The 23,884-nt window shown below is 62.7% G+C and carries 18 protein-coding genes; 5 read left to right on the top strand and 13 right to left on the bottom strand.

Annotated elements, in window-relative coordinates; all coding sequences use genetic code 11:
* Nucleotides 1-99 precede the first annotated feature (99 nt).
* The 6 genes from GMST_RS06130 to GMST_RS06105 all read right to left on the bottom strand — a co-directional run bounded on the left by GMST_RS06130 (nucleotide 100) and on the right by GMST_RS06105 (nucleotide 3,672).
* A complete protein-coding gene (locus GMST_RS06130; protein ID WP_183353742.1) occupies nucleotides 100-282 on the bottom strand; it encodes a hypothetical protein in 183 nt (60 codons plus the stop codon).
* Nucleotides 283-369: 87 nt separating this feature from the next.
* Nucleotides 370-885, bottom strand: coding sequence for a hemerythrin domain-containing protein (locus GMST_RS06125; protein ID WP_183353741.1), 516 nt, complete (start codon nucleotides 883-885; stop codon nucleotides 370-372).
* A gap of 97 nt (nucleotides 886-982) precedes the next feature.
* On the bottom strand, nucleotides 983-1,546 hold the full coding sequence (locus GMST_RS06120) for a quinol:electron acceptor oxidoreductase subunit ActD (RefSeq protein ID WP_183353740.1): 564 nt from the start codon (nucleotides 1,544-1,546) through the stop codon (nucleotides 983-985).
* A gap of 34 nt (nucleotides 1,547-1,580) precedes the next feature.
* Complete coding sequence (locus tag GMST_RS06115) at nucleotides 1,581-1,763, bottom strand: DUF6496 domain-containing protein (protein WP_183353739.1); 183 nt, start codon at nucleotides 1,761-1,763, stop codon at nucleotides 1,581-1,583.
* Nucleotides 1,764-1,799: 36 nt separating this feature from the next.
* A complete protein-coding gene (locus GMST_RS06110) occupies nucleotides 1,800-1,952 on the bottom strand; it encodes a DUF3309 family protein (RefSeq protein WP_183353738.1) in 153 nt (50 codons plus the stop codon).
* Nucleotides 1,953-2,112: 160 nt separating this feature from the next.
* Nucleotides 2,113-3,672 (bottom strand): DUF748 domain-containing protein, encoded by a 1,560-nt coding sequence (locus tag GMST_RS06105; RefSeq protein WP_246399208.1) that lies wholly within the window; start codon nucleotides 3,670-3,672, stop codon nucleotides 2,113-2,115.
* A gap of 347 nt (nucleotides 3,673-4,019) precedes the next feature.
* On the opposite strand from GMST_RS06105, the gene ku reads away from it, so the two are divergent.
* Nucleotides 4,020-4,799, top strand: a complete 780-nt coding sequence (gene ku, locus GMST_RS06100; protein ID WP_183353736.1) for a non-homologous end joining protein Ku — start codon at nucleotides 4,020-4,022, stop codon at nucleotides 4,797-4,799.
* Nucleotides 4,800-4,862: 63 nt separating this feature from the next.
* The gene (locus tag GMST_RS06095; RefSeq protein WP_183353735.1) at nucleotides 4,863-5,831 is read left to right on the top strand and encodes a YihY/virulence factor BrkB family protein; all 969 of its coding nucleotides are present in this window, start codon (nucleotides 4,863-4,865) and stop codon (nucleotides 5,829-5,831) included.
* A gap of 198 nt (nucleotides 5,832-6,029) precedes the next feature.
* On the opposite strand, the gene GMST_RS06090 is transcribed toward GMST_RS06095, so the two are convergent.
* From GMST_RS06090 to treZ, 6 genes are all read right to left on the bottom strand, one after another.
* Nucleotides 6,030-6,491 carry a CHRD domain-containing protein gene (locus GMST_RS06090; protein ID WP_183353734.1) on the bottom strand — a complete coding sequence of 154 codons (462 nt, stop codon included), beginning with the start codon at nucleotides 6,489-6,491 and terminating at the stop codon, nucleotides 6,030-6,032.
* Between the two features lie 27 nt (nucleotides 6,492-6,518).
* Nucleotides 6,519-9,899: a maltose alpha-D-glucosyltransferase gene (gene treS, locus GMST_RS06085; protein WP_183353733.1), complete on the bottom strand. Its 3,381-nt coding sequence runs from the start codon at nucleotides 9,897-9,899 to the stop codon at nucleotides 6,519-6,521.
* Nucleotides 9,900-9,913: 14 nt separating this feature from the next.
* Nucleotides 9,914-11,890, bottom strand: a complete 1,977-nt coding sequence (locus tag GMST_RS06080; RefSeq protein WP_183353732.1) for an alpha-1,4-glucan--maltose-1-phosphate maltosyltransferase — start codon at nucleotides 11,888-11,890, stop codon at nucleotides 9,914-9,916.
* Between the two features lie 161 nt (nucleotides 11,891-12,051).
* On the bottom strand, nucleotides 12,052-14,976 hold the full coding sequence (gene treY / locus GMST_RS06075) for a malto-oligosyltrehalose synthase (protein WP_183353731.1): 2,925 nt from the start codon (nucleotides 14,974-14,976) through the stop codon (nucleotides 12,052-12,054).
* A gap of 10 nt (nucleotides 14,977-14,986) precedes the next feature.
* Nucleotides 14,987-17,431, bottom strand: a complete 2,445-nt coding sequence (locus GMST_RS06070) for a DUF3536 domain-containing protein (protein ID WP_183353730.1) — start codon at nucleotides 17,429-17,431, stop codon at nucleotides 14,987-14,989.
* 11 nt (nucleotides 17,432-17,442) lie between these two features.
* Nucleotides 17,443-19,311 carry a malto-oligosyltrehalose trehalohydrolase gene (gene treZ / locus GMST_RS06065; protein ID WP_246399206.1) on the bottom strand — a complete coding sequence of 623 codons (1,869 nt, stop codon included), beginning with the start codon at nucleotides 19,309-19,311 and terminating at the stop codon, nucleotides 17,443-17,445.
* A gap of 284 nt (nucleotides 19,312-19,595) precedes the next feature.
* Here treZ and GMST_RS06060 point away from each other — a divergent pair, with 284 nt between their 5' ends.
* Nucleotides 19,596-20,537: a cation diffusion facilitator family transporter gene (locus GMST_RS06060; RefSeq protein WP_183353729.1), complete on the top strand. Its 942-nt coding sequence runs from the start codon at nucleotides 19,596-19,598 to the stop codon at nucleotides 20,535-20,537.
* A gap of 28 nt (nucleotides 20,538-20,565) precedes the next feature.
* Here the strand turns inward: GMST_RS06060 and GMST_RS06055 are convergent, their stop codons facing one another.
* Nucleotides 20,566-20,745: an SAP domain-containing protein gene (locus tag GMST_RS06055; protein WP_183353728.1), complete on the bottom strand. Its 180-nt coding sequence runs from the start codon at nucleotides 20,743-20,745 to the stop codon at nucleotides 20,566-20,568.
* A 230-nt stretch (nucleotides 20,746-20,975) separates the two neighbouring features.
* Between GMST_RS06055 and ligD the strand changes: the two genes are divergently transcribed.
* Both ligD and GMST_RS06045 read left to right on the top strand, forming a co-directional pair.
* On the top strand, nucleotides 20,976-23,540 hold the full coding sequence (gene ligD / locus GMST_RS06050) for a DNA ligase D (RefSeq protein WP_183353727.1): 2,565 nt from the start codon (nucleotides 20,976-20,978) through the stop codon (nucleotides 23,538-23,540).
* A 130-nt stretch (nucleotides 23,541-23,670) separates the two neighbouring features.
* On the top strand, nucleotides 23,671-23,832 hold the full coding sequence (locus tag GMST_RS06045) for a hypothetical protein (protein WP_183353726.1): 162 nt from the start codon (nucleotides 23,671-23,673) through the stop codon (nucleotides 23,830-23,832).
* Nucleotides 23,833-23,884 lie beyond the last annotated feature (52 nt).

The following is a 23,884-nucleotide window of genomic DNA, read 5'->3' as shown; positions in this document are numbered from 1 at the left end:
TATCGAACCCGCCATGACACTCTCACCTTTCGCGATTTCCGCGGGGACCTGCACCGGCACCGTTACCAAAGGCGCGACCCTTTCCGCTAGCCGCCGGAGCTACTTCTTCCCGCTTTTCGACTGACCTTCTTTCTGCTTCTGCTGCTCAGTGGTCTTTGGCTGCTGCCGCTCGCTTTGCCGCTCCATCCCGACGCCGCTGCGGGTCTGCTCCGAACCGGAGCGTTGCTTGCCTTGGCCTGCACTTTGGCCCGTCTTCTGTCCCTGTTTCCCTTTGCTGTCCATGGCTACCTCCTTTATAAGAGGGCCGCGCCAATCTAAGCACGTGCTGCGCGTGCCCGACCCGCTTCGCTGCGGGACGATTGTTCCTTATCAGCCTGCCTCCTTGGCCGAAGATGCCTTGGTCTGGGCAGACAGCTTTGCCTCCTGCACCTTGCGGGAAAGGCCCTGCAACTCTTCCTGACTGAAGACCTTTTTCCCCAGCGCAAACAGTTCCTGCTCTTCCTCGTCCATGTGTCGCGTGATCAGCTTTTTCAGCACCGATAACTTTGCCGTCCAGCGGGCGTCGTCTCCCGCCAAACTGGTAAAGGCACCGATCACCAGCCGTGCAAGCTGGTGTTCTTCGTACCCCTCCAGGATCCGGGTGCGCGCCTCGTCGTTTTGCTCAAGCGCGGTGTAGAAAAAGCGCTCCTCCGCCTCCAGGTGGGCCAAGAGCTCTTCCTGAAGCGTGAAGAAGAGCTCTTTGCGTTCCGCCAGCTCTGCCGGTTCAGTTTTCTCGATCAGTTCGAAGAGCTGCCGGATTCGGCTGTGGTCGCTGCGCAGTACGTCGAGACCATCTCCTAAAACCGGTTCGGGTGCCGCTCTGTCTTTCCCCGCGCTGTTGCCCATCTGGGTCCTCCGATCGTCGCTCTACGCCGAACTCTCCGCTCCACGCGCAAGGACGACCTCCTCAACCAGGGCGAGAGGAGGTCGTCCGTTTGAGTACTCAGGTGAGATTCCGATGGCCAGGTTTGTCCGAAGCCGCGAAATCCGACTTCGCCTCACCCTCGATGCCGACATCGCCGGCACCTGTCTGCTTCAGGATCTCCACCGCACGTTTCTTCCAGTCCGCGTTGTCGCAGTGGACCGAGAGCAGGATGCCCCCTTCTTTGATGCGCCCCTCGTAGCGTTTCGCTTCGTACTCCGGGATGCCCATCCCTACCAATGCTCCTGCGATCCCGCCGACAACGCTCCCCGCGCCGATCCCGGCCAAAAGCGAGACGATCGGCCCGGCTGCGATGAACGGCCCGATGCCTGGTATCGCCAGGGCGCCGATTCCGGTCAGCCAGCCCAGTGCCCCGCCGATTACCGCACCGGTTCCGGCGCCGGCCGAGGTCCCTTCAGGCATCTTGGTGTGTTTCTCGTGGGCGAAGTCCTTGGTTCCCAGGTTCTCAGAGAAGAGAACCGAGATATCTGTGGAGCGGAAATCGGCGTTCTGCAACGCCTGCACCGCCTCTTCCACATTCTGACGGGTCCGATATATTCCGAAAACTGCGATGTTCTTTGCCATGATCTTCTCCTTTTTCAGGTGTGTGACCTGACGCTTATTTCTTCTCAGGTTGCGGCACCTTCGCACCTTTTTCGCGAGCTTCGGAAAGCCCGATGGCCACAGCCTGCTTCGGGTTGGTTACCTTCTTCCCGCTCCCCCCGCTTTTGAGCTCGCCTTTCTTGAACTTGTGCATCGCCTCTTCCACGCTCTCCTGCGCCTTCTTCCCGTATCTGGCCATTTCACCCTCCCCTTGCCCTGGCTGCCCCCGACGTCGCTAGACCCGCCCCAACAGGGCCAGGATGAGTAGGATCAGGAGAACCAGACCCAGGCCGCCACTTGGGTAGTACCCCCAACTCGCGCTGTAAGGCCACGTCGGCAGTGCGGCCACCAGCAGCAAAACGACGATGATCAACAAGATGGTTCTCATGGCTTCCTCCCCGGGTAGATGACTGACCCGCGGTAAGCCCGATGCTCACGCCGAGATGCCAGACAATCCACACTATATTGATTAATTTTAATACTCTTCCTCGGTCAAAATTTTGTCAATAGGGGCATTTCGTGGCGCACAGGGAAAGGGCCCGGGGCCCTCACCGCTTTCCGGCAGAGGTGTATTCCTGTTCAAAACGCGGCAGGATCGCCTTGAAAAACGCGTTCCGGATCAGTTCGACGATGATCTGCCAGGTGCTGGTGTGCGGTCTTTGCAGCGGTCCCGAGATGTCCGCCTTGGTGGCTACCTGTTGTCGCGGCCTGTTTTCCAAGAGCTTCGCCACCCCGCCTATCAGCATCTCGTAGACCTTATGGAACAGGCTCTTTTCCTTGTCCTTGCGCTTGTCGTAGACCTTCATGTCCTTGAAAAAGGGCTTAAGGTACCCGGTGATGGCGTTGTTTTTCACGTGCAGTTCGGTGACCAGCGAGAAGGTTCCGGCGGCCACGTCGAAGTTGCCGTAGGCGCGCAAGAGGTCGTTCAGCGAGGTTAACTGGGTGTTGTCGATCTTTACGTAGAGATCGAGGTCTGGTCCCTGCTTCTCAGCGCGGAAGGCGCCGGTGACGTGGGTCGGTCCGTTTCCCATGAACTTTCCATCCAGTCGTGCCTGGGCAGGTCCCTGCGCGAATTGGTTTGAGAAGTTGCTGAGGTGGAACTGCGTGTCGGCCAGGTAGACCCGGTAGGTCTTGCCGGGCTCCCGGTTCACCATCCCGAGGTTGCAGCCGCTCAGGCTGAGGTCATCGACACTGATCAGGATGCCCGGCTTGTTGCTGACCTCCTTGGCGCTCTTGCCGACTACCGCTGCGCGGCGTTTTTCTGCCCCTGCGGTGGCCGGTGAGTGAACGTAGTCAAGCTTCATGCCGCGGATGGTGAGCTCCTTGAGATGCGCCTTCTTGATTTTCGGGGCGTACTCGGTATCGCCCGAGGCGTGCAGCACCCCCCCTTCGATGGCCAGATTGCTGCGCGCCAGCATCGGTTTGAAGTAGCCCATCGGGATTTTTTCCAGCTTGAAACCGGCCTTGACCCCCGGAATCGGCTCGGCCAGGAAGTTCGCCTTGCCGTCGATGACGCCTCGGCCGGTGCCGAAGATGTCGGTCTCCAGGTGGAAGGACGACGGGTAGACCTTGTCCGGCAGATGTATGTTGCGGATGTTGCTCGCCTCCAGGTTCAGGTGGCTGAGCACCAGCGGCCGCTTGGGGTCCTCGTCGATGTAGGTGATGTTCGCGTCGTTGACGGTGACCGTGTTGATCTTGAGGGGGTAGATATCCTCAACGGCCTGCTGCCAGCCGCGTTCCTTGAGTTTCACCTTGCTGGTAGCCTCGCTGCGCAGCTGTAACAGGTTGATGTGCAGCCTGGGCCGGTCCAGCAGCAGCTCGCCGACCAAGCGCCCGGAGAGGATCTCCCGCCAGTGCACACTCGCTTTCAGAACCGGAAACTTGGCGACGGGAGGTTCGGGATGGGCCTGCTGGATGATGGTGAGGTCCTTGAGCGTGAGGGAAAGCCCGATGAGGGCGAGATGCAGCCCCGGCAGTTTGACCGAGTACCCCTTGAGGTCCCGGTTGATCTTGCGCTCGGTCATGCGGCGCAGCGGCTCGTCGATGAAGAACGACACGATGTAGAGGAGCACCGCGATGCCGAGCAATATCCCCAGTATCCAGCGCACTGTTCGCGATCCGGGAAGCCACCTGGTCCAAGAGCGCCCCGTACTGTGTCGTCCGCCACTGTCTTGTCTGGTGACTTCTTCCTGTTTTTTGTCTTCCGCCATACTGTCTCCCGGATCACCAAACATTGGCGCACTCTCATAAATTTAGGGCGTCGCACCTGTTTGTCAATCCCGAAATCCCTCTGAACCCGCTCTGCTTGAGGGGGGAAGCTATCACCACGTGACGCACCCGATCCAACCGGGAGACACCGGCGCATGCCGCAATGGTAGCTGTTGCCAGCCGACCCGAAAGAGCACTATCCTGTGAACATGGGGGGCACCGGTGCCCCCGGCAAGGAGGATCCACCATGAGAGCCATGTGGTCCGGTTCCATCAGCTTCGGGCTGGTGAACATCCCGGTCAAATTGTTCAGCGGTTCTGAAAGCAGGACCCTCGACCTGGACATGCTGCGCAAGGGCGACCTCTGTCCGATCAAGTACCTGCGCGTCTGCAAGCTGGATAACAAGGAGGTCCCCTACGAGGAGATCGTGAAGGGATACGAATACACCGACGGCGAGTACATTGTCCTCACCGACAAGGACTTCGAAAGCGCCAGTGTCGAGAAGACCCACCTGATCGACATCCTGGACTTCGTGGACGAGCGCGAGATCGATACCCGCTATTTTGAAAAGCCGTACTACCTGGAGCCCGACAAGTCGGGGACCAAGGCGTACGCACTGTTGCGCGAGGCGCTGAAACGATCCGGGAGGGTAGGCATTGCGACCTTCGTGTTGCGCAACCGGGGGAGCCTCGCGGTGATCAAGCCGCTCGACGACCTGCTGGTGCTCAACAACATCCGCTTCCAAAACGAGATCCGCAGCCCGGAAGAGCTGAAACTGCCGGGTTCCGAGAACCTGCGCGAACAGGAAGTGGAACTTGCCCTGACGCTCATCGATCAGCTAACCACGAAATTCGACCCCGCCAAGTACAAGGACAAGTACCTGGACGACCTGAAGCGGGTCATCCAAGAGAAGGCCCAGGGTAGGGAACCGCAGCCGGCGGCCGCTCCAGCGCAGCCCGGCAAGGTGATCGACATGATGGAACTGCTGAAGGAGAGCCTGAAGCAGAAGAAAAAAGAAGCCGCCTGATACAACCGATCAGGCCGGGCCGAGGGATCGACGGCACCGTACCGCAGCCTTGGGAGGAGACGTATGTTCTCGCCTCGCAAGTATTTCAAGCTGGGGTCGATCAGCTATCTGGAACTAGGCAAGCGCGTTTATCAAAAGATAAACGATGCGGATTGCTCTGCGCATGCCGCGGCAATGGCCTACTACTTCCTCTTTGCGATCTTCCCCTTTTTCCTCTTTCTTACCACCGTCATCGGCTATCTCCCGATCCCCCACCTGCTGGATTACGTGCTGCAGAGCGCCGCCCGGCTGCTCCCCAGCCAGGCCTTCGACCTGCTCCAGGACAACATCCGTGCCCTCTTTATGAACAAGAAACAGGGGCTCCTCTCCCTGGGGGTGGTCCTGGCATTGTGGGCCTCCTCGAACGCCATGGTCGCCATCATGGACGCCATGAACAAGCTCTACGAGGTGAAGGAAGGGAGGCCGTTTTGGAAGGCGCGGCTTACCGCGATCTTCCTGGTAGTGGCTCTGTCGCTGTTGTTTCTGCTCTCGCTGGCCCTGCTCATGTTCGGGACCCAGATCGGGAGCATGGTTGCAAACCTGATCGACTTCGGCATGGTCTTCCGGGTCGTGTGGGACATCCTGCTGGTTCCGGTCATCCTGTTCCTGCTCTCCCTGGCAGTCGCCATCGTGTACTACTTCACCCCGGACGTGGAACAGAACTGGAAATGGATATCCCCCGGTTCCGTGGTGGTGATCCCCCTCTGGATCCTGATATCTCTCGGCTTTTCCTATTACATCAACAACTTCAGCTCCTACGACAAGACCTACGGCAGCCTCGGGGCGGTCATTGTCCTTTTGCTCTGGATGTACATCAGCGGCTTCATCATCCTGACCGGCGCCGTAGTGAACGCGGTCATCGAGCACAGCTCGCGGGAGGGGAAGGAGCCGGGTGAGAAGGTGGAGGGTGAGAACGACGCGAAGCAGCCCGAAAAGCACTCCTGGTGGTCGGGCTTCTGGAAAAGCAGGCGCCAGTCGAAACCAAGCCAGTAGGCGGCAGCCATCAGGCGCGGCTCTTCCGGGAGGAAGCCCTTTGGGTCGCAGGACAGGCCGTTCAACTTGAGGACACCATCTCTCCGACGCCTCAGCCGGCGAGGGATGGCCCCCAGCTTGCCGCTGCGCCGTCTTTCGCTCAAAAAAAAGCCGCACCGAAAACGGTAGCGGCGTGATGGCGTTCTTTCCAGGGAAGGGCTACTTGACCTGCCCCCTGATTTCACCGTCGGGGAAGGTGCCGGTCATGATGTTCAGGTAGGTTTGACCCGCGCGGATCAGCCGCACCAGGTCCGCCACTTTTTTCCCCTGCAGCTCGCCCAACAGGTTCTCCTCGCTGATGGTCCCTTCGGCCAAAATCCCGCTGAACACGCCGACTTTGGGCGGCCCGCCGAAAAGCCCCGCTATCGGAGGCCCGTTCTCGCCGCGCTTGCCGCGATGCAACTGGGCCGCAACGGGACTGGTCAGGCCGGTGACCGTCAGTTCGAAACTGAGCATGTCCTCGTACAGGTTCAGCTTGAGATCCCCGGTTGCCTGGGTCTTCACCGGCGGCACTTCCTGCTGGCCGTCGAGGTCCGCGGAGTAGCGGTTCCGCTCGGCGAACGCCGGCAGCGCGGCGGAGAGCATGGCGGCAAACAGCAGCAGTGGCAGCAGCTTTTTCATGATCTACCTCCTGGCGGCGGGAGCCGCTCACATGGTTCCTTCCGTTGAACCGCCCCCCTTGGCCGCCATTCCAGCACCTTCCCCCTTGGGCTTTCCGCCTTCGGGATTCAGCAGCCCGAGGATCCCCTTGATCGGAATAGCGACCCAGTCCGGACGGTTGTTGAGCTCGTAGCCGAGTTCGTACACCGCCTTGTCCAGCATGAAGGTCTGCAGCATCACGTCGACCTGTGCGGGATCCTTCGGAATCAGCCCCGCCCCCTGCACCTCTTTCAGGTAGGCCGCCAGGAAAATTCCCGCGTTGTAGCGGTACCAGGTCTCCGCCCAGGGGATCAGGTACGGGATGTCCTCGGCGCGGATCTGGCTGCGCTGCATGAGGACAGCGTACGGGGCGTAGAAGAAGGAGCGCATCATGCCGGCGACGTCGCGCAGCGGCGACTGCTTGAGACGGCGCTCGGTCAAGGACTTCACCGGTTCCCCCTCGAAATCGATGATGACGAAATCCTTGCCGGTGTAGAGGACCTGCCCCAGGTGATAGTCGCCGTGGGTGCGGGTTTTCATGGCGAGGAACTTCTCCGCCGTGAAGCGGTGCAACACCGCCAGGATCTCCTGTTCGTGATCGAGCAGGCCCAGGGCGTCGGCGCGGTGCTCCTTGGCGAGCCGGGTCACGTTGCGGCGCAAAAGGTCCAGGGTTTTTTTGGCCCGGCTGCGCATAGACTGGTACACCGAACGCTGGTAGAGCAGGCCGAACGGCTCCGGCGTGAAGGCCGGATCGTCGCCACGCGAGGCGAGCGCCAGGTGAAACTCAGCGGTCCGCCTGCCGAGCACCCCGACCATCTCCGCATAGAAGCCGCGCATCAGCTCCAAGAGTTCCGGCGCGAGCCCTGCGGTCTCGCCAGCCGGGGGGCTGGCCCCTTCGGGCAGCTCGGGGGTCTTGACCTCGTCCCGGTGAGCGAGCACCCGGTCCAGGAACTGGGTCACCTCTCCCAGGGTGAAGGTCCAGGCGTCCCCCTGGCTCGCCACGAACCCCTGCAAGAGCGCGAGGGTCACCGGCTCCCTCCCGGTGCGGTGGTACTCCAGGAGGCCCGCCATGGGTGCCGCCTGTCCGAATTCGGTGCGGTTCGCCAGAAACTTGCCGATCTCGACCTCGGGATGGATCCCCTCCTCCATGCGGCGGTAAATCTTCAGGAAGAACGCGTCGTCGTAGAGGACGGCCGAGTTGCTCTGTTCTCCTTTGCCGACCAGCGAGGCAAGCGGCAGGGTGCGCTCTCCCAAAAGCGTAGAGAACCCCGGCGCGGGGCGGCCGTAGAGCCTGCCGCTGTCGGTGCGCAGCGCCTTGCGGCGGGCTATCAGCGCCAGGAGCTGTTGGCGGAACTGTCCGTTGGCCAGTGCGTCGTAGAGGACTCCGGGCTTCTCGTCGACCGTCAGCGTGGTGACCACCGCCCAGGGGAACCCGCCCGCCAAAGAGTCGCCGCCTCCCTCCAGCTGCAGGAAGTGCAGCGGCAAGAGGTAGTTCTCGGTACTCCCTTCGCTGTAGGTCACCTCCAGCACGGTGAGCAGCGCGGCCGAGCCGTCCAGGTCGAAGGGGATCTGCTCGGTAATCGCGACGTGGGTGACGATGCGGCTTTTCCCCTGGAACCAGCGGCACTTCTTCAGGTACTCGGGGAGTATCCCCTGCTCGAGCTGGCGCCGCGCCGCGCCGCTAAAGACCTGCTCCCAGCTGCCGCGTACCGCCAGTTCCCGCGCCGCCGCGACCTTTTCCTCCCCCTGGGTCAAAAGCATCAGGTGGTAGCCGTAGGGCCCGGCGATGACGACGTAGGGGGCATCCTTGATGGCCGGGAACTTGGTGCGCCCCAGCATGTCCTCGGGGTACATCCCGGTGAAGCGGGGGTGGTTGATCTGGACGTACTGGGAGGAGCGGGAGAGGTTCACCAGCACCAGGATGGTCTGCTCCTCGAACTTGCGCAGCATGACCAGGATCTTCGGGTTGTCCAGGGTGATGAACTCCACGCTCCCCCAGCCGAACGCCTTGTAGCGCTTCCTGAGGTCGATGAGCCGCTTCATCCACCAGAGAAGCGAGGAGGGGTTCTTGGCCTGGTTTTCGACATTGATCGCCTCGTAGTGGTACTCGGGGTCGATGATCACCGGCAGGTAGAGCCCTTGGGGGTTGCAGGGGGAGAAGCCGGCATTGCGGTCCGCGCTCCACTGCATCGGGGTGCGCACCCCGTTACGGTCGCCCAGGTAGTAGTTGTCCCCCATGCCGATCTCGTCGCCGTAGTAGATGATCGGGGTCCCCGGCAGCGTGAAGAGGAGCACGTTCATGAGCTCGATCTTCTGCCGGTCGTCCCCCATGAGCGGCGCGAGCCGGCGCCTGATCCCCAGGTTGATCCGGGCGCGCGGGTCGCGGGCGTAGATCCGGTACATGTAGTCGCGCTCCTCGTCGGTGACCATCTCGAGGGTCAGCTCGTCGTGGTTGCGCAAAAAGAGGGCCCACTGGCACTCCTGGGGGATGGTGGGGGTCTGCTGCAGGATGTTGATGATGGGAAAGGAGTCCTCCATCTGGATCGCCATGAACATGCGCGGCATGAGCGGGAAGTGGAAGGCCATCTGGCAGGCGGCGCCCCCCCCGAAATAGGAGGCAGCATCCTCGGGCCACTGGTTCGCCTCGGCCAAAAGCATCCGCTCCGGGTACTTCTGGTCCAGGTAGGCGCGCAGTTTCTTCAAGAACTGATAGGTCTCCGGGAGGTTTTCACAGTTGGTCCCCTCGCGCTCGTAGAGGTAGGGGACGGCGTCCAGCCTGAGGCCGTCCACCCCCATGCCGAGCCAGAAGTCGATGACCCGGAACAGGGCGTCGTGCACCCGGGGGTTGTCGAAGTTGAGGTCGGGCTGGTGCGCGTAGAAGCGGTGCCAGAAGTACGCTTTCGCCACCGGGTCGCGGGACCAGTTGGAGGTCTCGAAGTCCTTGAAGATGATCCGCGCATCGGGGTATCGGTCCGGGGTGTCGCTCCAGACGTAAAAATCGCGCCAGGGGGAGCCGGGCTTGGCGTGGCGCGCCTTTTGGAACCAGGGGTGCTGGTCCGAGGTGTGGTTCAGCACGAGCTCGGTGATGACACGCATCCCGAGCTGGTGGGCGCCGCGCAGGAAATCCTGGAAGTCGCGCAGCGTCCCGTAGTCGGGGTGGATGCCGCGGTAGTCCGCGATGTCGTAGCCGTCGTCGCGCAAGGGGGAGGGGTAGAAGGGGAGCACCCAGATCGCCGTCACCCCCAGGTCGCGCAGGTAGGGGAGCTTGCTCAAAAGCCCCCGAAAGTCGCCGATCCCGTCGCCGTTACTGTCGCAGAAGCTCCTGACGTGCACCTCGTAGATGATGGCGTCCTTGAACCAAAGGGGGTTGCGTTCGCCTCGTGTCGGCATGTCCAGGTCCTTTCTTACAGGTAGTAATCGAAGTCCCGCTCGCGGCGCAGCCAGCTCCTGATCCGGAAGAGCCGCGCCGGGGTCTGGGCGGGGTCGAGCAGGATGCTGTTCCAGGCCCCCTGCCAGATGAAGTGGTCGCCGTTTAACAGGTCCTGCACCAGGTAGGACTGCCCCGGCTTGATCCCCAGTTCCTCGAGCGGGACCTGGATGCGCACCTGCTTCGCGTGGAAGGGATCCAGGTTCACGAGGCCGAGCACCGTGTTGGAGCCGTCCGGGGTGCTCTTGCCGTAGAAGAGCACGCCGTCGTCCTCGGCCGGGTAGAAGGCGACGTTGTTGGTGCGCTGCAGGGCGGGATTCTCGCGGCGCACCCGGTTCAGGGCAGCGATTACCGCCTTGAGGTTCCCCGGCGCGTCCCGGTCCCATTCCTGGAGCTGGTATTTTTCGGCGTGCTGGTACTCTTCGCTGGCCGGTTCCGCCGCGGCGAGGCAGAGATCGTACACCGGGCCGTAGATGCCGTAGTTCGAGGAGAGGGTGGCGGCGAGCACCAGCCTGACGATGAAGGCGGGGCGCCCGCCGACCTGCAGGTACTGGTTCAGGATGTCCGGGGTGTTGGGCCAGAAGTTGGGGCGCAGGAACTCGCGGGCCGCGCCGCGGGTCAGCTCTTCCAGGTAATCGACCAGCTCCTGCTTGCTGTTGCGCCAGGTGAAGTAGGTATAGGACTGGTCGAAGCCGAGCTTCGCCAGGCGGAACATGAGTTTTTGCCGGGTGAAGGCCTCGGCCAGGAAGAGCACCTCCGGCGAGCGCTGCTTCGCCTCCCGGATCAGCCACTCCCACAGCGGAAACGGCTTGGTGTGCGGGTTGTCCACCCGGAAGATGCGCACCCCCTGGTCCATCCAGAAAAAGAGCACGCTTCTGAGCTCCTCCCAGAGCTCACGCCAGGAGGCAGTTTCGAAGTTGAAGGGGACGATGTCCTGGTACTTCTTGGGGGGATTCTCCGCGTACTGCACCGTGCCGTCCGGCCGCCAGAGGAACCACTCCGGGTGCTCCGCCAGGTAGGGGTGGTCCGGCGAGCACTGGAAGGCGATGTCGAGGGCGATCTCCATCCCCTTTTTCCCCGCCTCGCGCACCAGTTCCCGGAACTCTTCAAGGGTCCCCAGCTCCGGGTGCACCGCCTTGTGCCCCCCCTCGGGGGAGCCGATGGCCCAGGGGCTCCCCGGATCCCCCGGCTCGGCGTTGGCCGCGTTCGCCCTCCCCTTGCGCTTGGTCATCCCGATCGGGTGGATTGGCGGCAGGTAGAGGACATCGAACCCGAGCTCGGCCAGCTCCGGGAGCAGGGACTGGACGTCCTTGAAGCTGCCGTGCCGCCTGTCCCGGCCGCAGGAGCGGGGGAAGAGCTCGTACCAGCTGCTGAACACCGCCCGCTCCCGGTCCACCGTCACGCACAACTCGTCGGGGTAGCGGGTCGCCAAGTCGCGGGCGCAGCAGCCGCTGATAGTTGTAGAGAGCTGGGGGGCGAGGCCGATGGCGACGGCGCGCTGGCGGTTCGGGGCGTGGGCGAGCGCCTGAGCGGTTTCGTGCAGCTTCTCGGCCAGTTCGGGACCGGCGAGCTCGGCGGCCCTCTCTATGTGCTGCACCCCGATCAGGATGTCGACGGCGATATCCTGTCCCGCAGCGTGCCGCTTCTTGAGGTCCTTCTGCCAGGTCAGGAAGTGGTCGACCCAGCCCAGGATGGTGTAGTGGTAGGAGCCGAGCTCAGAGAGGGTGAAGCTCCCCTGCCAGCGGTCGTTCTCCAGCCGGCTGAGCGGGACCTCCTGCCACCCCTTCTCGTGCTGCTGCCGGTAGAGCAGGACCCCGGCGACCTCGTCGTGGCCGTCGCTGAAGATGTCCGCCTCGACCACCAGCTCGTCTCCAACCACCCGCTTCACCGGGTAGCGCCCGCAGTCGATCTGCGGGGTGATGGATTCGATGACGACGCGTTCCCTTCCTTCCATGGCGTACCTCTATCCTTTTTCCACGGTCACTTCCAGGAGATCATCCAACGCCCCGACGGTGCTGCGGGAAAGCCCGGCGACTCCGGCGCCCTTCCCCCCATCGCTGTGCAGCTTGAACCTTCGATTTCACATGGGGCGCACTTCCCGCCCCACCCGCCCGGCTACCTCTTTTCCAGCAAGGCAACAGGCGCGGTGGCGAAGAGCTGGGCCAGGGATAACGCGGTCCTGCCGGCGTGGTCCACGGTCTCAAGTTCCTCGTCCGTTATCACGTTGCGGTAGTGCCCCGCCGCACCGTCGAGCACCAGCAGGCTATCCAGCCAGACCTCGCCAAGCGGCAGCTGGCCCGGCTCGGGGGCCAGGGAGGAGAGCATCCTGGGGACCGCTGCCACAACGGTTTTCCCCGCGCCGCGGCGCAGGAAGGCGCAGATGTTCCCTGCGCGGGCCCCCTGGGCCTCCAGCGGCAGGTACTCGCCGAACTCGAGGGTCTCGCGGTTGGCCTTGCGGAAGTTGAGCACCCGGTAGATGGTGTACAGCTTGATCCAGCCGTTCTCCCGGCTCTCCACCAGCTGGCGCACCAGCTCCCGGGGCCCCAGGTCGCGCTCGCGCGCCTTGAGCCCGGCCAGAGCCTTGAGCCGCACCTGGTAGTCCACCGGCCGGCGGTTGTCGGGATCCACCAGCGTTAAGTCCCAAAGCTCCGTCCCCTGGTAGAAGTCGGGACACCCTGGGGACACCATCTTGAGGAGCAGCTGGGAGAGCGAGTTGAAGAGGCCGAAGCGGGCGATCCGCTTCTGGAACGGGATGAAGTCGTCGAGGAACTCGTTGGGGCCGCCCCGGGCGAGGATGGCGTCCACGAAGCGCAGGAGCGCCTCCTCGTAGGGCTGGTTCGGGCTGATCCAGCTGGTGTGGGTCTTCGCTTCCCGGGAGGCCTTGATGAGGTACTCGCGGATCCTCCCCAGGAAGCTCTCGTACTGCTGCGGGTCCATCTCACCCAAAGGCCAGGCCCCCAACAGCGTCTGGTAGAGCAGGTACTCCTTGTGGTGGGTGGGGATCCGCTGTCCCTCGACCTGGACCTCCTTGTCGCGGTTGAGCCGGCTCCAGCGCTTGAGCGTCTCCTCCCACTCGTCGGGCATCTCGGAGAGGGCGTCGATGCGCGTTCTCACATCCTCGCCTCGCTTGGTATCGTGGGTCGCGGTGGTGATCATGGCGTGGGGAGTGTTCTTGAGCCGCTCCATGCTCTGGCCGTGGAACGCCGCGAGCGTGGTGCCGAAGCGCCCCGGCATCCCCCCCACCTCGTTCAGCGAGGCGAGGCGGTTGTAGACGTAGAAGGTGGTGTCCTCGAGCCCCTTGGCCATCACCGGCCCGGTGATCTGCTGGAAATGCATGGCGAAGTCGAGCCAGGCGACGCGGTCGGCTTCGTCGGCGGTCTCCGGAAATCTGAGGAGCAGCACGTCGCGCAGGAACTCGAAGATCGAGGCGTTCAGCGCCGGATTCTTGCGCTGGGCCTTGCCGACCGCCGCCTCGATGTACTGGACATCGCGCTCCCGCACCGTACCGGGAACCACGTAGGTCCGGTACACCGGGAAACAGGCGATCACCTCGGAGATCACGCGCACCAGGCTGTTCAGGGTGAAATCCCGGGTGAGCCGGTCGCGCTCCGAGATGTTGTTCAGCCGGTGCCCCAGCATGTTGGCCTCCCCGGAGAGGGAGACCTGCAGGACCAGCTTCTTCTTTTCGTACATAAGCTCGGTGAAGTCAGAGTGATACCCCAGGAAATGGTCGTAGATGCGCTCGAAGGCCTTCCCCTGCTCGGCATCCACGAAGATACCGTTAACCTGGTTCAGGAAGTCGTAGCCGGTGCTCCCGAAGACCGGCCACTCCTTGGGGAGCTGCTCCCCCTTCATCAGGATCTTCTCGACGGCGACGTAGAACGGGCGGTAGCCCGGATTTTCTTCCACGGTGCCCCGGTAGTCAGCCTGTTCCCCGGCCAGCTCCTTGAAGCAGCTCTCCTGCAGCTTTTCCAGGTACCCCAGGGGGTCGTAGAGCCCGTCCACGTGGTCGATGCGCACCCCGGTCACCTTCCCCTCCCGGATCAGCCGGAAAAGGAGCTGGTGGGTCTGGTTGAAGACGGCGGGATCCTCCATCCTGATGGCGGCAAGGGCATTGATGTCGAAGAAGCGCCGGTAGTTGATCTCCTCGGTGGCGACCCGCCAGAAGGAGAGCCGGTAGCACTGGTTCTGCAGCAGCCGGTCCAGCAGGTCGAAGCTGTGCCGGTCCCCCAGCGTGCCGTTGAAGACCGCGATGCTCTCCTCGAGGTGGCGGGCCACCCTGGGCTCTTCGCGGCAGAGCCGGTCCAGCCTCTTCTTGATGATCTCCTTCTCGCGGTGACGCTCCTCCTTGAGCTCCGGGTCCCGCTCCGTCGCTACCGGGAGGTGCAGCAGTGAGGTGACGATGCTGAAGTACTCCAAAAGGGCCGGGGCGTCGTCGGAGAACTGCTCCTGGAGCCGTTCCTGGTTCAAAGAGAGGATCTCCAGGGTCGACTTGGGCTCGATGGGGATGTGCATCCCGTAGTAATCGATGCTGAAGGCCCCTTCCCGGTAGCTGAGCTTCAGCTCGCCACGCTCCAGCACCCTGCCATACTGGTCCCCCAGAAAGGGGAGCAGCACCTTGTCGGTCAGCTCCTTTTTCACCGGCGCCCAGTCGATGTCGAAGAAGTGGGCATTAAGAGAGCTCGGCCCGTTCTCCAGGACGTCCATCCACCAGAGGTTCTCCTCGCTCTCGACGCACATGTGGTTGGGGACGAAGTCGAGGATGTGCCCCATGCCGTGCCGCTTGAGCTCGTCCATGAGCGCCTGGTAGCTCTGCTCGCCCCCCACCTCGCGGTTCAAAAGCGTCTGGTTCACAACGTCGTAGCCGTGGATGCTCCCGGGCTTGGCCTGCAGGTACGACGAGGCGTAGAGGTCGCTGATCCCCAGCTCGGAGAGGTACCCTACGATCTCCCGGGCCTGGTCGAAGCTGAACTGGGCGTTGAACTGCAGCCGGTAGGTGGCGGACGGTATCCGCGGCTTGGGCAAGGCGCGCTGTCTCATGGTTTCCCCGCTACTCGGCCGGCAGGACTGTGCCGAGGTTGAAGCGGAAGCTCTCTCCCAGCTTCCTGAATACTTCCAGCCAGATGCCGGCACCGGCCTCTCCGTCGCGCTCCCGTTTCAGGAACTCCGGGTACACGGTCTTCGCGAGCACGTAGTAGTCGTTTTGCACCTTCCAGAGCACGATATCGAGCGGGACCGAGCGGATCAGCCCCATCAGCTTGTCGATCTTCGTGATGAGCTCCACGTTCTGCGGGTTTTCCACCATGGCATGGGTGAGCTTCTCCATGTGCTGGCGGATGAAGTACTCGGTATTGGTGACGTCGATCTGGACCTGCCACTTCCTGATCTGGTCGATGATCCTGCGCACCGCATCCTCGTCGACCGCCTCCTGGGTCAGGGCGTTCTTCAAGAGGTCGTTCAAGGCCGGCTCGGCTGCCACGAAGAACACCCTGGGCATGGGCATGCCGGTGTCCTGGATGAACTCCATGAGCGGCCTGCCGTGCTCGTAGAGGGTTTCGTAGTTCGCCAGGCTCTGCGCCATGTTCTCGGTGATGATCAGGTTGATTATCTTGCGCCGCTCGTCCCAGAAGAGATTGGAGAGCGAGTAACTGTGGGTGCCGAAGTGCTTGTCCATCAGGAGGATGAGCTCGGTGTAGAGCCCCTTGTCGAAGGCGGTGCTCATCTCCTCCTTCATCTGGTTGTAGGCCTCCGGGTCCTGCCCTACCGCCACCACGCCCCCCTTGAAATCGTGGCTGCCGATGCGCACCACGCAGAAGGTCATGGTCTGCGACTCCTCGGTAATCTCCGAGGCGACGTGGATCCTCCCCATGGCGATCGAGGCGTCGTCCGTGACGATCCTGCGGTAGTCCTCCTTGCCGACCGCGTAGCAGAAGATGTTGGCGTGCTCCTCGTACTCCTCGAAGAGCGAGCTGAAGGCGTAGTGCGCCCCGACCTTCACCAGGTCGAGCCGGGTGGGGAGCACGAAGTTTTTGTAGATCCAGGCTCCGTCCTCGTGCTCCTTCACGTTGCACTTGGCCGACTGCAGCCGCTTCAAAAACGCCTCCTCCACACCCTGCTCGACGATCCCCTGGGAGAGCTGGATGGCCCGCGAGGCGTACTCGATGACCTGTACCGTCTCCAGTCCCGAGAGTTCGTCAAAGAACCAGCCGCAGCTTGTGTACATGAGCAGGGCGTGGCGCTGCATCTCCAAAAGCTTCAGGGCGCTGATCTTCTCCCCCGCATCGAGCGGGCGCAGGGAGTGGGCCGCCAGGAAACGCTCGGCATTTTCCATGTCGCGGTCCAGGATCACCTCGATGTACGCGTCGCGCGCCTGCCAGGGGTCCTTGAAGAAGGAGGCGCCCTTCTGCTCGAAGGCAACGGCCAAGCGGTCGCGCAGCCAGTCGAGCGCCGCGCGCAAGGGGGCGCGCCACTGCTGGTTCCAATCGCCGTGCCCGCCCGAGTTGCAGCCACAGTCGTTGTTCCAGCGCTCCACCCCGTGGGCGCAGCTCCAGGAGGTCCGCTCGTGTATCTCGGCCTCCCAGGTGGGGGGGTGCAGCTCGAGGAACTCGCCGTAGTTGGTGATGCGGGCCATGTCGTTCGATTCGATCTTGGCCAACGCCGAGGCGAGCGCCATGTCCCCGAACTTCTGATGGTGGCCGTAGGTCTCGCCGTCGGTGGCGATATGCACCAGTTGCGCCCCCTCGCGGTCCTCGGAAAAGCCTCCCATGAGCCGCTCCGCCAGTACGTCCCCCGAGGAGAGCAGGTTCTGGAAGGCGATCGCCTGGGAGATCGGGCCGTCGTAGAAGAACAGGTCGATGCTGCGCCCGGAGGGGAGCGTGCAGCGGTAGGGGCGCGAGGGGTCGACCGCCGCCTCGATCCAGTCGGGGTCGCCGATCCTGCGGTAGCGCGCCGCCTGGTGCGGGGCCAGGAGGGCGTACTTCAACCCCTTTTCCGCCATGATCTCCAGCGACTCCAGGTCCACCGCCGTCTCGGCGAGCCACATCGCCTCGGGTTTGCGCTTGAAGCGGAACTCGAAGTCCTTCACCCCCCAGATGACTGAGGTGACCTTGTCGCGGCGGTTGGCAAGCGGCATGATGATGTGATTGTAGACCTGGGCGATGGCTGCACCATGCCCGGAGCGCCACTCGAGGCTCTGGCGGTCGGCATCGAGGATCGCCTGGTAGACGTCAGGCGCCCCGTGCTCCATCCAGGAGAGCACCGTGGGCCCGAAGTTGAAGCTCATCTTCGCGTAGTTACTGACGATATCCATCACCCTCCCCTCGCCGTCCAGTACCCGCGAGGCCGAGTTCGAGGCGTAGCACTCCGCGGTGATCCGCTCGTTCCAGTCGTGGTAGGGTGCCGCCGAATCCTGGATCTCCACCGCTTCCAGCCAGGGGTTTTCCCGGGGCGGTTGATAGAAGTGTCCGTGCACGCAGATGTAGCGCTCCTGTGCCATGGTTGCCTCCGTTATCTGTTGCTGGCGTAGACCAGCGCGCTGAAGGGGTTGATCGTGATGGAGGGGGGGCTTTCATTTTGGGCGATCTTGAGGGTCGCGGGTGCGGCCTCGCCGGGCCCACGCCAGTGACGTGCCGATGAGTCGAGCAGCTTCTCCCAGCTGCCGGCGCTCAGCCTCGGGTCGATCTGCTCCTGGAGGTTACTGAAACTGAAGATGCTCACCAGCGAGTCCTCGTCCCCGTCGCGCCTGAAAATCAGGACCTTTTGTTGGGGAAGGCCGGTGATCTCCATGCGGCTGCGCTCGAAGACCCGGAACGCAGACAGTTTTTTCCTGAGTCCCAGCAGCAGGCGGTAGAACTCCTGGATCAGTGCCTGTTCACCCTCGCGCGGCAGGCTCACGTCGATCTTGCATTCCAGGAAGGTCTGTTCCGCAGCCGGGTCGGGAATATCTCCCTCGCAGATCCCGGAAGCGTGTTCCTCGTGTTTCCCGCGTCGGATCGCCGCCAGAAGCTCCTGGTCGGAAAAGCCTACGAAATAGTGGAAGGGGGCCCGCTCCCCGTACTCCTCTCCCATGAAGATGAGCGGCAGGTAGGGCGACAGGTGCACCACGGCCGCGGCGAGCAACAGCCGGTCCAGGGTCTGGACGGCGCTCAGGCGGTCGCCGCACTTGCGGTTGCCCACCTGGTCGTGGTTCTGGCAGAACACCACGAACTGCGAGGTGCGGCGGTCGCCCACCGGGCCACCGTGACCACGCTGCCGGTAGTGGGAATATTCACCGGTGTAGACGTAGCCGTCCGTGTACGCCTTCAGGAGGTGGTTGAACTGCCCGAAGTCTTCATAGTAGCCGGTCGTCTCGCCGGTAAGCAGCGCCCGCAGGGCATGGTGGAAGTTGTCGCACCACTGCGCGTCCAGCCCGTACCCCCCGTACTGCATCGGATTTATCAGCCTCATGTCGTTGGTGTCGTTTTCGGCGAAGAGATGGATCTGGCGCTGCTGCTTGACGCGGTAGCGGTGTACTTCCTCGGCGACCTGCTGCAGAAAGTGCTGGGCCCGGTTGTCGAGGATCCAGTCCACGGCGTCCATGCGCAGGGCGTCCACGTGGAACTCGTCCAGCCAGTAGAGCGCGTTGCCGATGAAGTACTCGCGAACCGCATCGCTCCCGGCCCCGTCGAAGTTCAGCGCGCGTCCCCAGGGGGTGTGGTAGCGCTCGGTGAAGTAGTGCCCAAAATCGCCGACATGGTTTCCCTCGGGGCCCAGGTGGTTGTAGACCACGTCGAGGATGAAGGCGAGCCCCTTGCGGTGGCAGGCGTTGATCAGCTGTTTCAGCCCGTCGGGGCCGCCGTAGGCGTTGTGGGGAGCGTAGTGGCCGACCCCGTCGTACCCCCAACCCCGGTCCCCGCCGAACTGGGAAACCGGCATGATCTCGATCGCGGAGACTCCCAACTCGACCAGGTAGTCGAGATGCGGAATGACCGCGGCGAAGGTCCCTTCCTTTGTGAAGGTGCCGACGTGCAGCTCGTAGATCACGTACTTCTCGAGCGGGATCCCGCTCCACCCTTCGTCCTGCCAGCAGAAGAGTTTCGGGTCGACCACCTGCGAGGCATCGTCGACACCGCCCGGCTGGTAGCGGGATACCGGATCCGGCCGCAGCTCACCGTTGCCGGGCCTGAGGAAGTAACGGTCGCCATCCACCACTCCCGGAATGGTTACCGAGTAGTAGCCGCGCTCCTCTTTCTGCATGGGGAAGGTTCCCGCACCCTTCCCCGAGACCACATGCACCGCCACGCTGTCCACCTTGGGTGCCCACACCCTGAACCTGGTTCCTGAGCCATCAGGGAGCGCTGTCGCTCCCAGGTCAAACTGCCAGGTGGTTTGTTCCATCGTGATCCTCCCCCGCACCCGGCTGGCGCCGAGCCGCCTCCCGCTCAAAAGCATTACTAAACATACTCAACGATTATTTCTTGTCAATTAATCAAAGCTAATTGGCACAGATCTGCACAAAATCGTCCTTTGCACAAAAACAACGTATTTATTAGCACTTAAGTCCGTCGGCTCGGGCGTTGCCGCTCCCATTTCGGATTGAAATTCTCATTGACAAGGAAACGGTGTGTGTTATCTGGTCTCTGGCCCCGGGTGCTCCGGGTCAGCGACGGGGAACTGTTGCCATGAAAGCTTCCGCGAAAAAAGTGATCCTGGCCGCCCTCGCCGCGAACCTGATGATCGCCACCGTTAAATTCCTGGCAGCCTGGTGGACCGGGAGTTCCGCGCTCCTCTCCGAGGGGATCCACTCGCTGGTGGACACCGGCAACCAGATCCTGATGTTCTACGGGCAGCGGCGGGCAGCGCTGCCGGCTGACGACGAGTTCCCCTTCGGGCATGGCAAGGAAATCTACTTCTGGAGCTTCGTGGTCGCCATCCTGGTCTTCTCCCTGGGGGCCGGCCTCTCCTTTTTCGAGGGGGTCTCCCATCTGCTGCACCCCAACCTGATCAGTAAGGTCCGGGTCAGCTACCTGGTCATCGCGGCGTCGATGCTCTTCGAGGGGATTTCCTGGGTCATTTCGGCGCGGGAGTTTGCCCGTGAGAAGCCGGCGCACTACGGGTTTCTCAAGGCGATCCGCAAGGGGAAGGATCCGACCATGTTCCTGGTGGTGCTGGAGGATTCCGCTGCCCTCCTGGGGCTCGCGGTCGCCTTGGCCGGCATCGCGTTAACCAGCTGGACCGGCAGCCCGGTCTACGACGGGAGTGCCTCGATCGTGATCGCCCTCATCCTGGGGGGAACCGCTGTCGTTATCGCATCGGAAACCAAGGGCCTTCTGGTGGGAGAGGCGGCCCAGAGGGAGGTCGTCCAGGCCATCCGGGAAGCCGTGGCGCACGGAGAACACGTCGAACATGTCAACGAAGTCCTCACCTTGCACATGGGGCCGGAATACATCGTGGCGAACATCAGCCTGGACTTTGCCGACGAGGTGCCGGCAGGGGAGATCGAACGGACGGTGGTCGTGCTGGAGCGGGAAATAAAGGCGCGGGTGCCGGAGGTGAAGAAGGTGTTCATCGAAGCGGAAGCGTGGCGCCGGCCCAGGTTGAGGGCGTCATCCCCCCACCGCTGACTCCGGCGCCGGTTTGCCGATCGTAGCGCTACTTGCAGTCCTCGCGCCACAGGCAGTTGTCCTGCCCGCAATCACGTGCACTTCCGGTGTCGAAACATTGGCTGTTTCCTTCCCGGGCCTGCACGGCTCGAACCAGCTCCGTCTTGGTGGCTTTGCGTACCGATATCCCCATTCTCTGAGCGATTGCCTTGATCTCTTGAACTTTCACAGCATCTCTCCTTTCCGTTTCGTAGTACGCCGGCAGCGGCAATGTTGGCCTGTGCAAGGTTTTGTTAACGGCTAACAATCATAGGATACGGAATACCGTTGTCAATGGAGCACCGACATGGTTTGCCTTCCAGAGTCTTGTCTTCGGGAACCCTGCTCATGCTACAATGCCCTTAGTGCCCAGCCGTTCGCCGGCGCCTGTCGGGACGGTTGGCCACGGGGGCACTCACCATGGGGCTGGAGGATTATCAGAAAAAGCGCAACTTCAGCAGCACCCCGGAACCGGATGCTACCTTCCCCAGTGAAGATCAGGGCTTGCGGTTCGTAGTCCAGAAGCACGCCGCCTCACACCTGCATTACGACTTTCGCCTGGAATTGGACGGCGTCTTGAAGAGCTGGGCGGTTCCCAAAGGCCCCTCGCTCGATCCCTCCCTGAAGCGCCTCGCCATGATGGTCGAGGACCATCCCTTCGATTACCGCAGCTTTGAAGGAACCATCCCCAAGGGTAACTACGGCGCCGGCGAGGTGATTGTTTGGGACGAGGGGACCTACGCCGCGCCGGGGGTGAGCGACCTTAAGGAAAGCGAGCGGCTCTTGCGGGCCGGGCTTGCCAAGGGCGATCTGAAGTTCGTGCTGCGCGGGCATAAGCTGAACGGCGAGTTCGCGCTGGTCAAGATGCGCTCCGAGAAAGAGAACACCTGGCTGCTCATCAAGAAGAAGGACCCCTGGGCCACGGCCGAAGAGGTCACCCTCGACGACCGCTCGGTGCTGAGCGACCTGCGCCTGAACGATTCGGGACAGACCGAAATCCTATTCGCCACGGCTGCTCCCGCTGCCCCTCCTTCGGATCCGCTGCCGCGTGGCGTCAAGCCGATGCTGGCCACGCTGGTCGACGAACCCTTCGACAACGCTGGCTGGATCTTCGAGATCAAGCAGGACGGCTATCGCGCCATCGCCGAGATCGAAAACGGGCACGTCGAACTCTATTCCCGCAACAACCTCTCCTTCAACCGCAACTTCACCGCTATCGTTCGTGCACTGGAGACTCTACCGGGAAACCTGGTGCTCGACGGCGAGGTTGTGGCACTCGACGAGCAAGGGAGATCCAATTTCCAGCTGCTTCAGAACCACCTGAAGACTGGTCAGGGCCCGCTCTGCTACTTCGTCTTCGACCTGCTTTACCGGGATGCCAATGACCTGCGCAGCCTTCCCCTGCTCGCCCGCAAGGAGCAGCTGCGCGGGCTGCTCCCCGACCTGCCGGAAGTGAGATTCAACGATCACATCGCCGAAACCGGAAAAGAGTTCTTCGAGCTGGCCCGCCAGAACAACCTGGAGGGGATCGTCGCCAAACGAGCCGACAGCAGCTACCAAATCGGCAGGCGGAGCCGGGACTGGCTCAAGATCAAGATCCGCCACGAGCAGGAGGCCGTCATCTGCGGCTTCACCCAGCCCCGCGGCGGAAGGGGCTACTTCGGGTCGCTGCTGCTGGGTGCCTTTCAGGGTGGCGAGCTGGTGCACATCGGATTCAGCGGCGGCGGGTTCGACGAGCGGATGCTCCGGGAAATCCACGCAAAGCTCACAGAGCTGGTGCAGCCGGAATCGCCCTTCTCAAGCAGGGTCAAGTCGGAGATGCCGATCACCTGGGTGAGCCCGGTGCTGGTCTGCGAGGTCTCCTTCTCCGAGTGGACCGACGAAGGGGTGATGCGCCAGCCCATCTTCCTGGGGCTTAGGGAGGACAAGGATCCGGAAAGCGTGGTGCGCGAGCTGCCGGTACCGATCCAACTTGCCGAAGCGGAGGCGGGGAGCGGAGAGGTGGCTGCAGCGGCCCCGCCGACCGATCACCAGGCAGCCTCGGCCGCGCCAGCCCGACTGGCAGGAACCGGCAAGGACCTCGAGGTAACCATCGGCGGGCGCAGGCTCAAACTGAGCAATCTGGACAAGGTCTTCTGGCCCGACGAGGGGTACACCAAGGGAGACCTCATCGACTACTACCGGCAGGTAGCGCCGGTGATGCTCCCGTACCTCGAGGATCGGCCCGAGTCGCTCTACCGCACCCCCAACGGCATCAACGAAAAGGGGTTCTTTCAGAAGGAAGCGGGCGAGCTCCCGCCGGAGTGGATGCCGACCAAAGAGATCTACTCCGAGTCGAACCAGAAAAACATCAAGTACTTCATCTGCCAGGAGGAGGCCACCCTGGTCTACCTGGCAAACTTGGGCTGCATCGAGATCAATCCCTGGCTGTCGCGCCTTGCCAGCCTCGACAACCCCGACTACTTCGTCATCGATCTCGACCCCGAGGATATCTCCTTCGATCGGGTCGTGGAAGCCGCCCAGGCGGTGCACCAGATACTGGAACGGGCCGGTGCGCCCGGCTATCCCAAGACCTCCGGAGCCACCGGCATCCACATCTACATCCCGCTGGGGGCCCGGTACGACTACGACGCCGCCGTAAAATTCGCCCAGGTAGTGGCAACCCTTGCGCACCAGCTGGTACCCGACTTCACCAGCCTGGTGCGCGACCCGCGCAAGAGGCAGCAGCGGGTCTACCTGGATTACCTGCAAAATCGCGGAGGGCAAACCTTGGCCGCACCCTACAGCGTACGTCCCCGACCCGGGGCTACCGTTTCCACCCCCCTGACCTGGGACGAGGTGCGCATCGGCCTCAGTCCAAGCAGTTTCACGATCAAAACGGTCCCCGCGCGCCTTGCCGAACGAGGCGATCTGTTCCGGCCGGTCCTGGGGCCCGGGATCGATCTGGAGCGCTGTCTGGACAACCTGCTGAAACCGTACCGCTAGCCGGCTGGCCGCTTTTGCCCCACCTGAAAGCGGCAGCACCGGCACGGGCACCGGTTATTGCTTCAGAAACAGGTAACAGGGTATACTCGAATTATTACAGGATGTTAATTTTAAAAAGGAGGTTCTCGAGATGAAAGTTCATGAGGGTGATGTCCTGGTCTGCGGCACCAAGGATTGCAAGGTAGAACTGACAGTGACCAAGGAGTGTGTGTCGGAAACCTGCAGCGAGGCCTGCGAAATCGATGCGACCTGCTGCAAAAAGCCCATGGAGCTGAAGGAGAAAAGTTCCTGAGGGCAACTCTGTCGAAGTGCCGGGCCACCGCCCAAAAGGCGGGGCCTTACCT

The organism is Geomonas silvestris (assembly GCF_014193515.1).
Taxonomy (GTDB): Bacteria; Desulfobacterota; Desulfuromonadia; order Geobacterales; family Geobacteraceae; genus Geomonas; species Geomonas silvestris.
The sequence above is the reverse complement of the archived record's forward strand: the minus strand, read 5'-3'. Positions and strand labels throughout refer to the sequence as shown.

Coding starts and splice junctions, on each gene's coding strand:
- treZ (WP_246399206.1), bottom strand. CDS start 19,311: ATGGAACAAACCACCTGGCAGTTTGACCTGGGAGCGACAGCGCTCCCT.
- GMST_RS06130 (WP_183353742.1), bottom strand. CDS start 282: ATGGACAGCAAAGGGAAACAGGGACAGAAGACGGGCCAAAGTGCAGGC.
- GMST_RS06060 (WP_183353729.1), top strand. CDS start 19,596: ATGAAAGCTTCCGCGAAAAAAGTGATCCTGGCCGCCCTCGCCGCGAAC.
- ligD (WP_183353727.1), top strand. CDS start 20,976: ATGGGGCTGGAGGATTATCAGAAAAAGCGCAACTTCAGCAGCACCCCG.
- GMST_RS06110 (WP_183353738.1), bottom strand. CDS start 1,952: ATGAGAACCATCTTGTTGATCATCGTCGTTTTGCTGCTGGTGGCCGCA.
- treY (WP_183353731.1), bottom strand. CDS start 14,976: ATGAGACAGCGCGCCTTGCCCAAGCCGCGGATACCGTCCGCCACCTAC.
- GMST_RS06045 (WP_183353726.1), top strand. CDS start 23,671: ATGAAAGTTCATGAGGGTGATGTCCTGGTCTGCGGCACCAAGGATTGC.
- GMST_RS06070 (WP_183353730.1), bottom strand. CDS start 17,431: ATGGCACAGGAGCGCTACATCTGCGTGCACGGACACTTCTATCAACCG.
- GMST_RS06090 (WP_183353734.1), bottom strand. CDS start 6,491: ATGAAAAAGCTGCTGCCACTGCTGCTGTTTGCCGCCATGCTCTCCGCC.
- ku (WP_183353736.1), top strand. CDS start 4,020: ATGAGAGCCATGTGGTCCGGTTCCATCAGCTTCGGGCTGGTGAACATC.
- treS (WP_183353733.1), bottom strand. CDS start 9,899: ATGCCGACACGAGGCGAACGCAACCCCCTTTGGTTCAAGGACGCCATC.
- GMST_RS06095 (WP_183353735.1), top strand. CDS start 4,863: ATGTTCTCGCCTCGCAAGTATTTCAAGCTGGGGTCGATCAGCTATCTG.
- GMST_RS06125 (WP_183353741.1), bottom strand. CDS start 885: ATGGGCAACAGCGCGGGGAAAGACAGAGCGGCACCCGAACCGGTTTTA.
- GMST_RS06120 (WP_183353740.1), bottom strand. CDS start 1,546: ATGGCAAAGAACATCGCAGTTTTCGGAATATATCGGACCCGTCAGAAT.
- GMST_RS06115 (WP_183353739.1), bottom strand. CDS start 1,763: ATGGCCAGATACGGGAAGAAGGCGCAGGAGAGCGTGGAAGAGGCGATG.
- GMST_RS06080 (WP_183353732.1), bottom strand. CDS start 11,890: ATGGAAGGAAGGGAACGCGTCGTCATCGAATCCATCACCCCGCAGATC.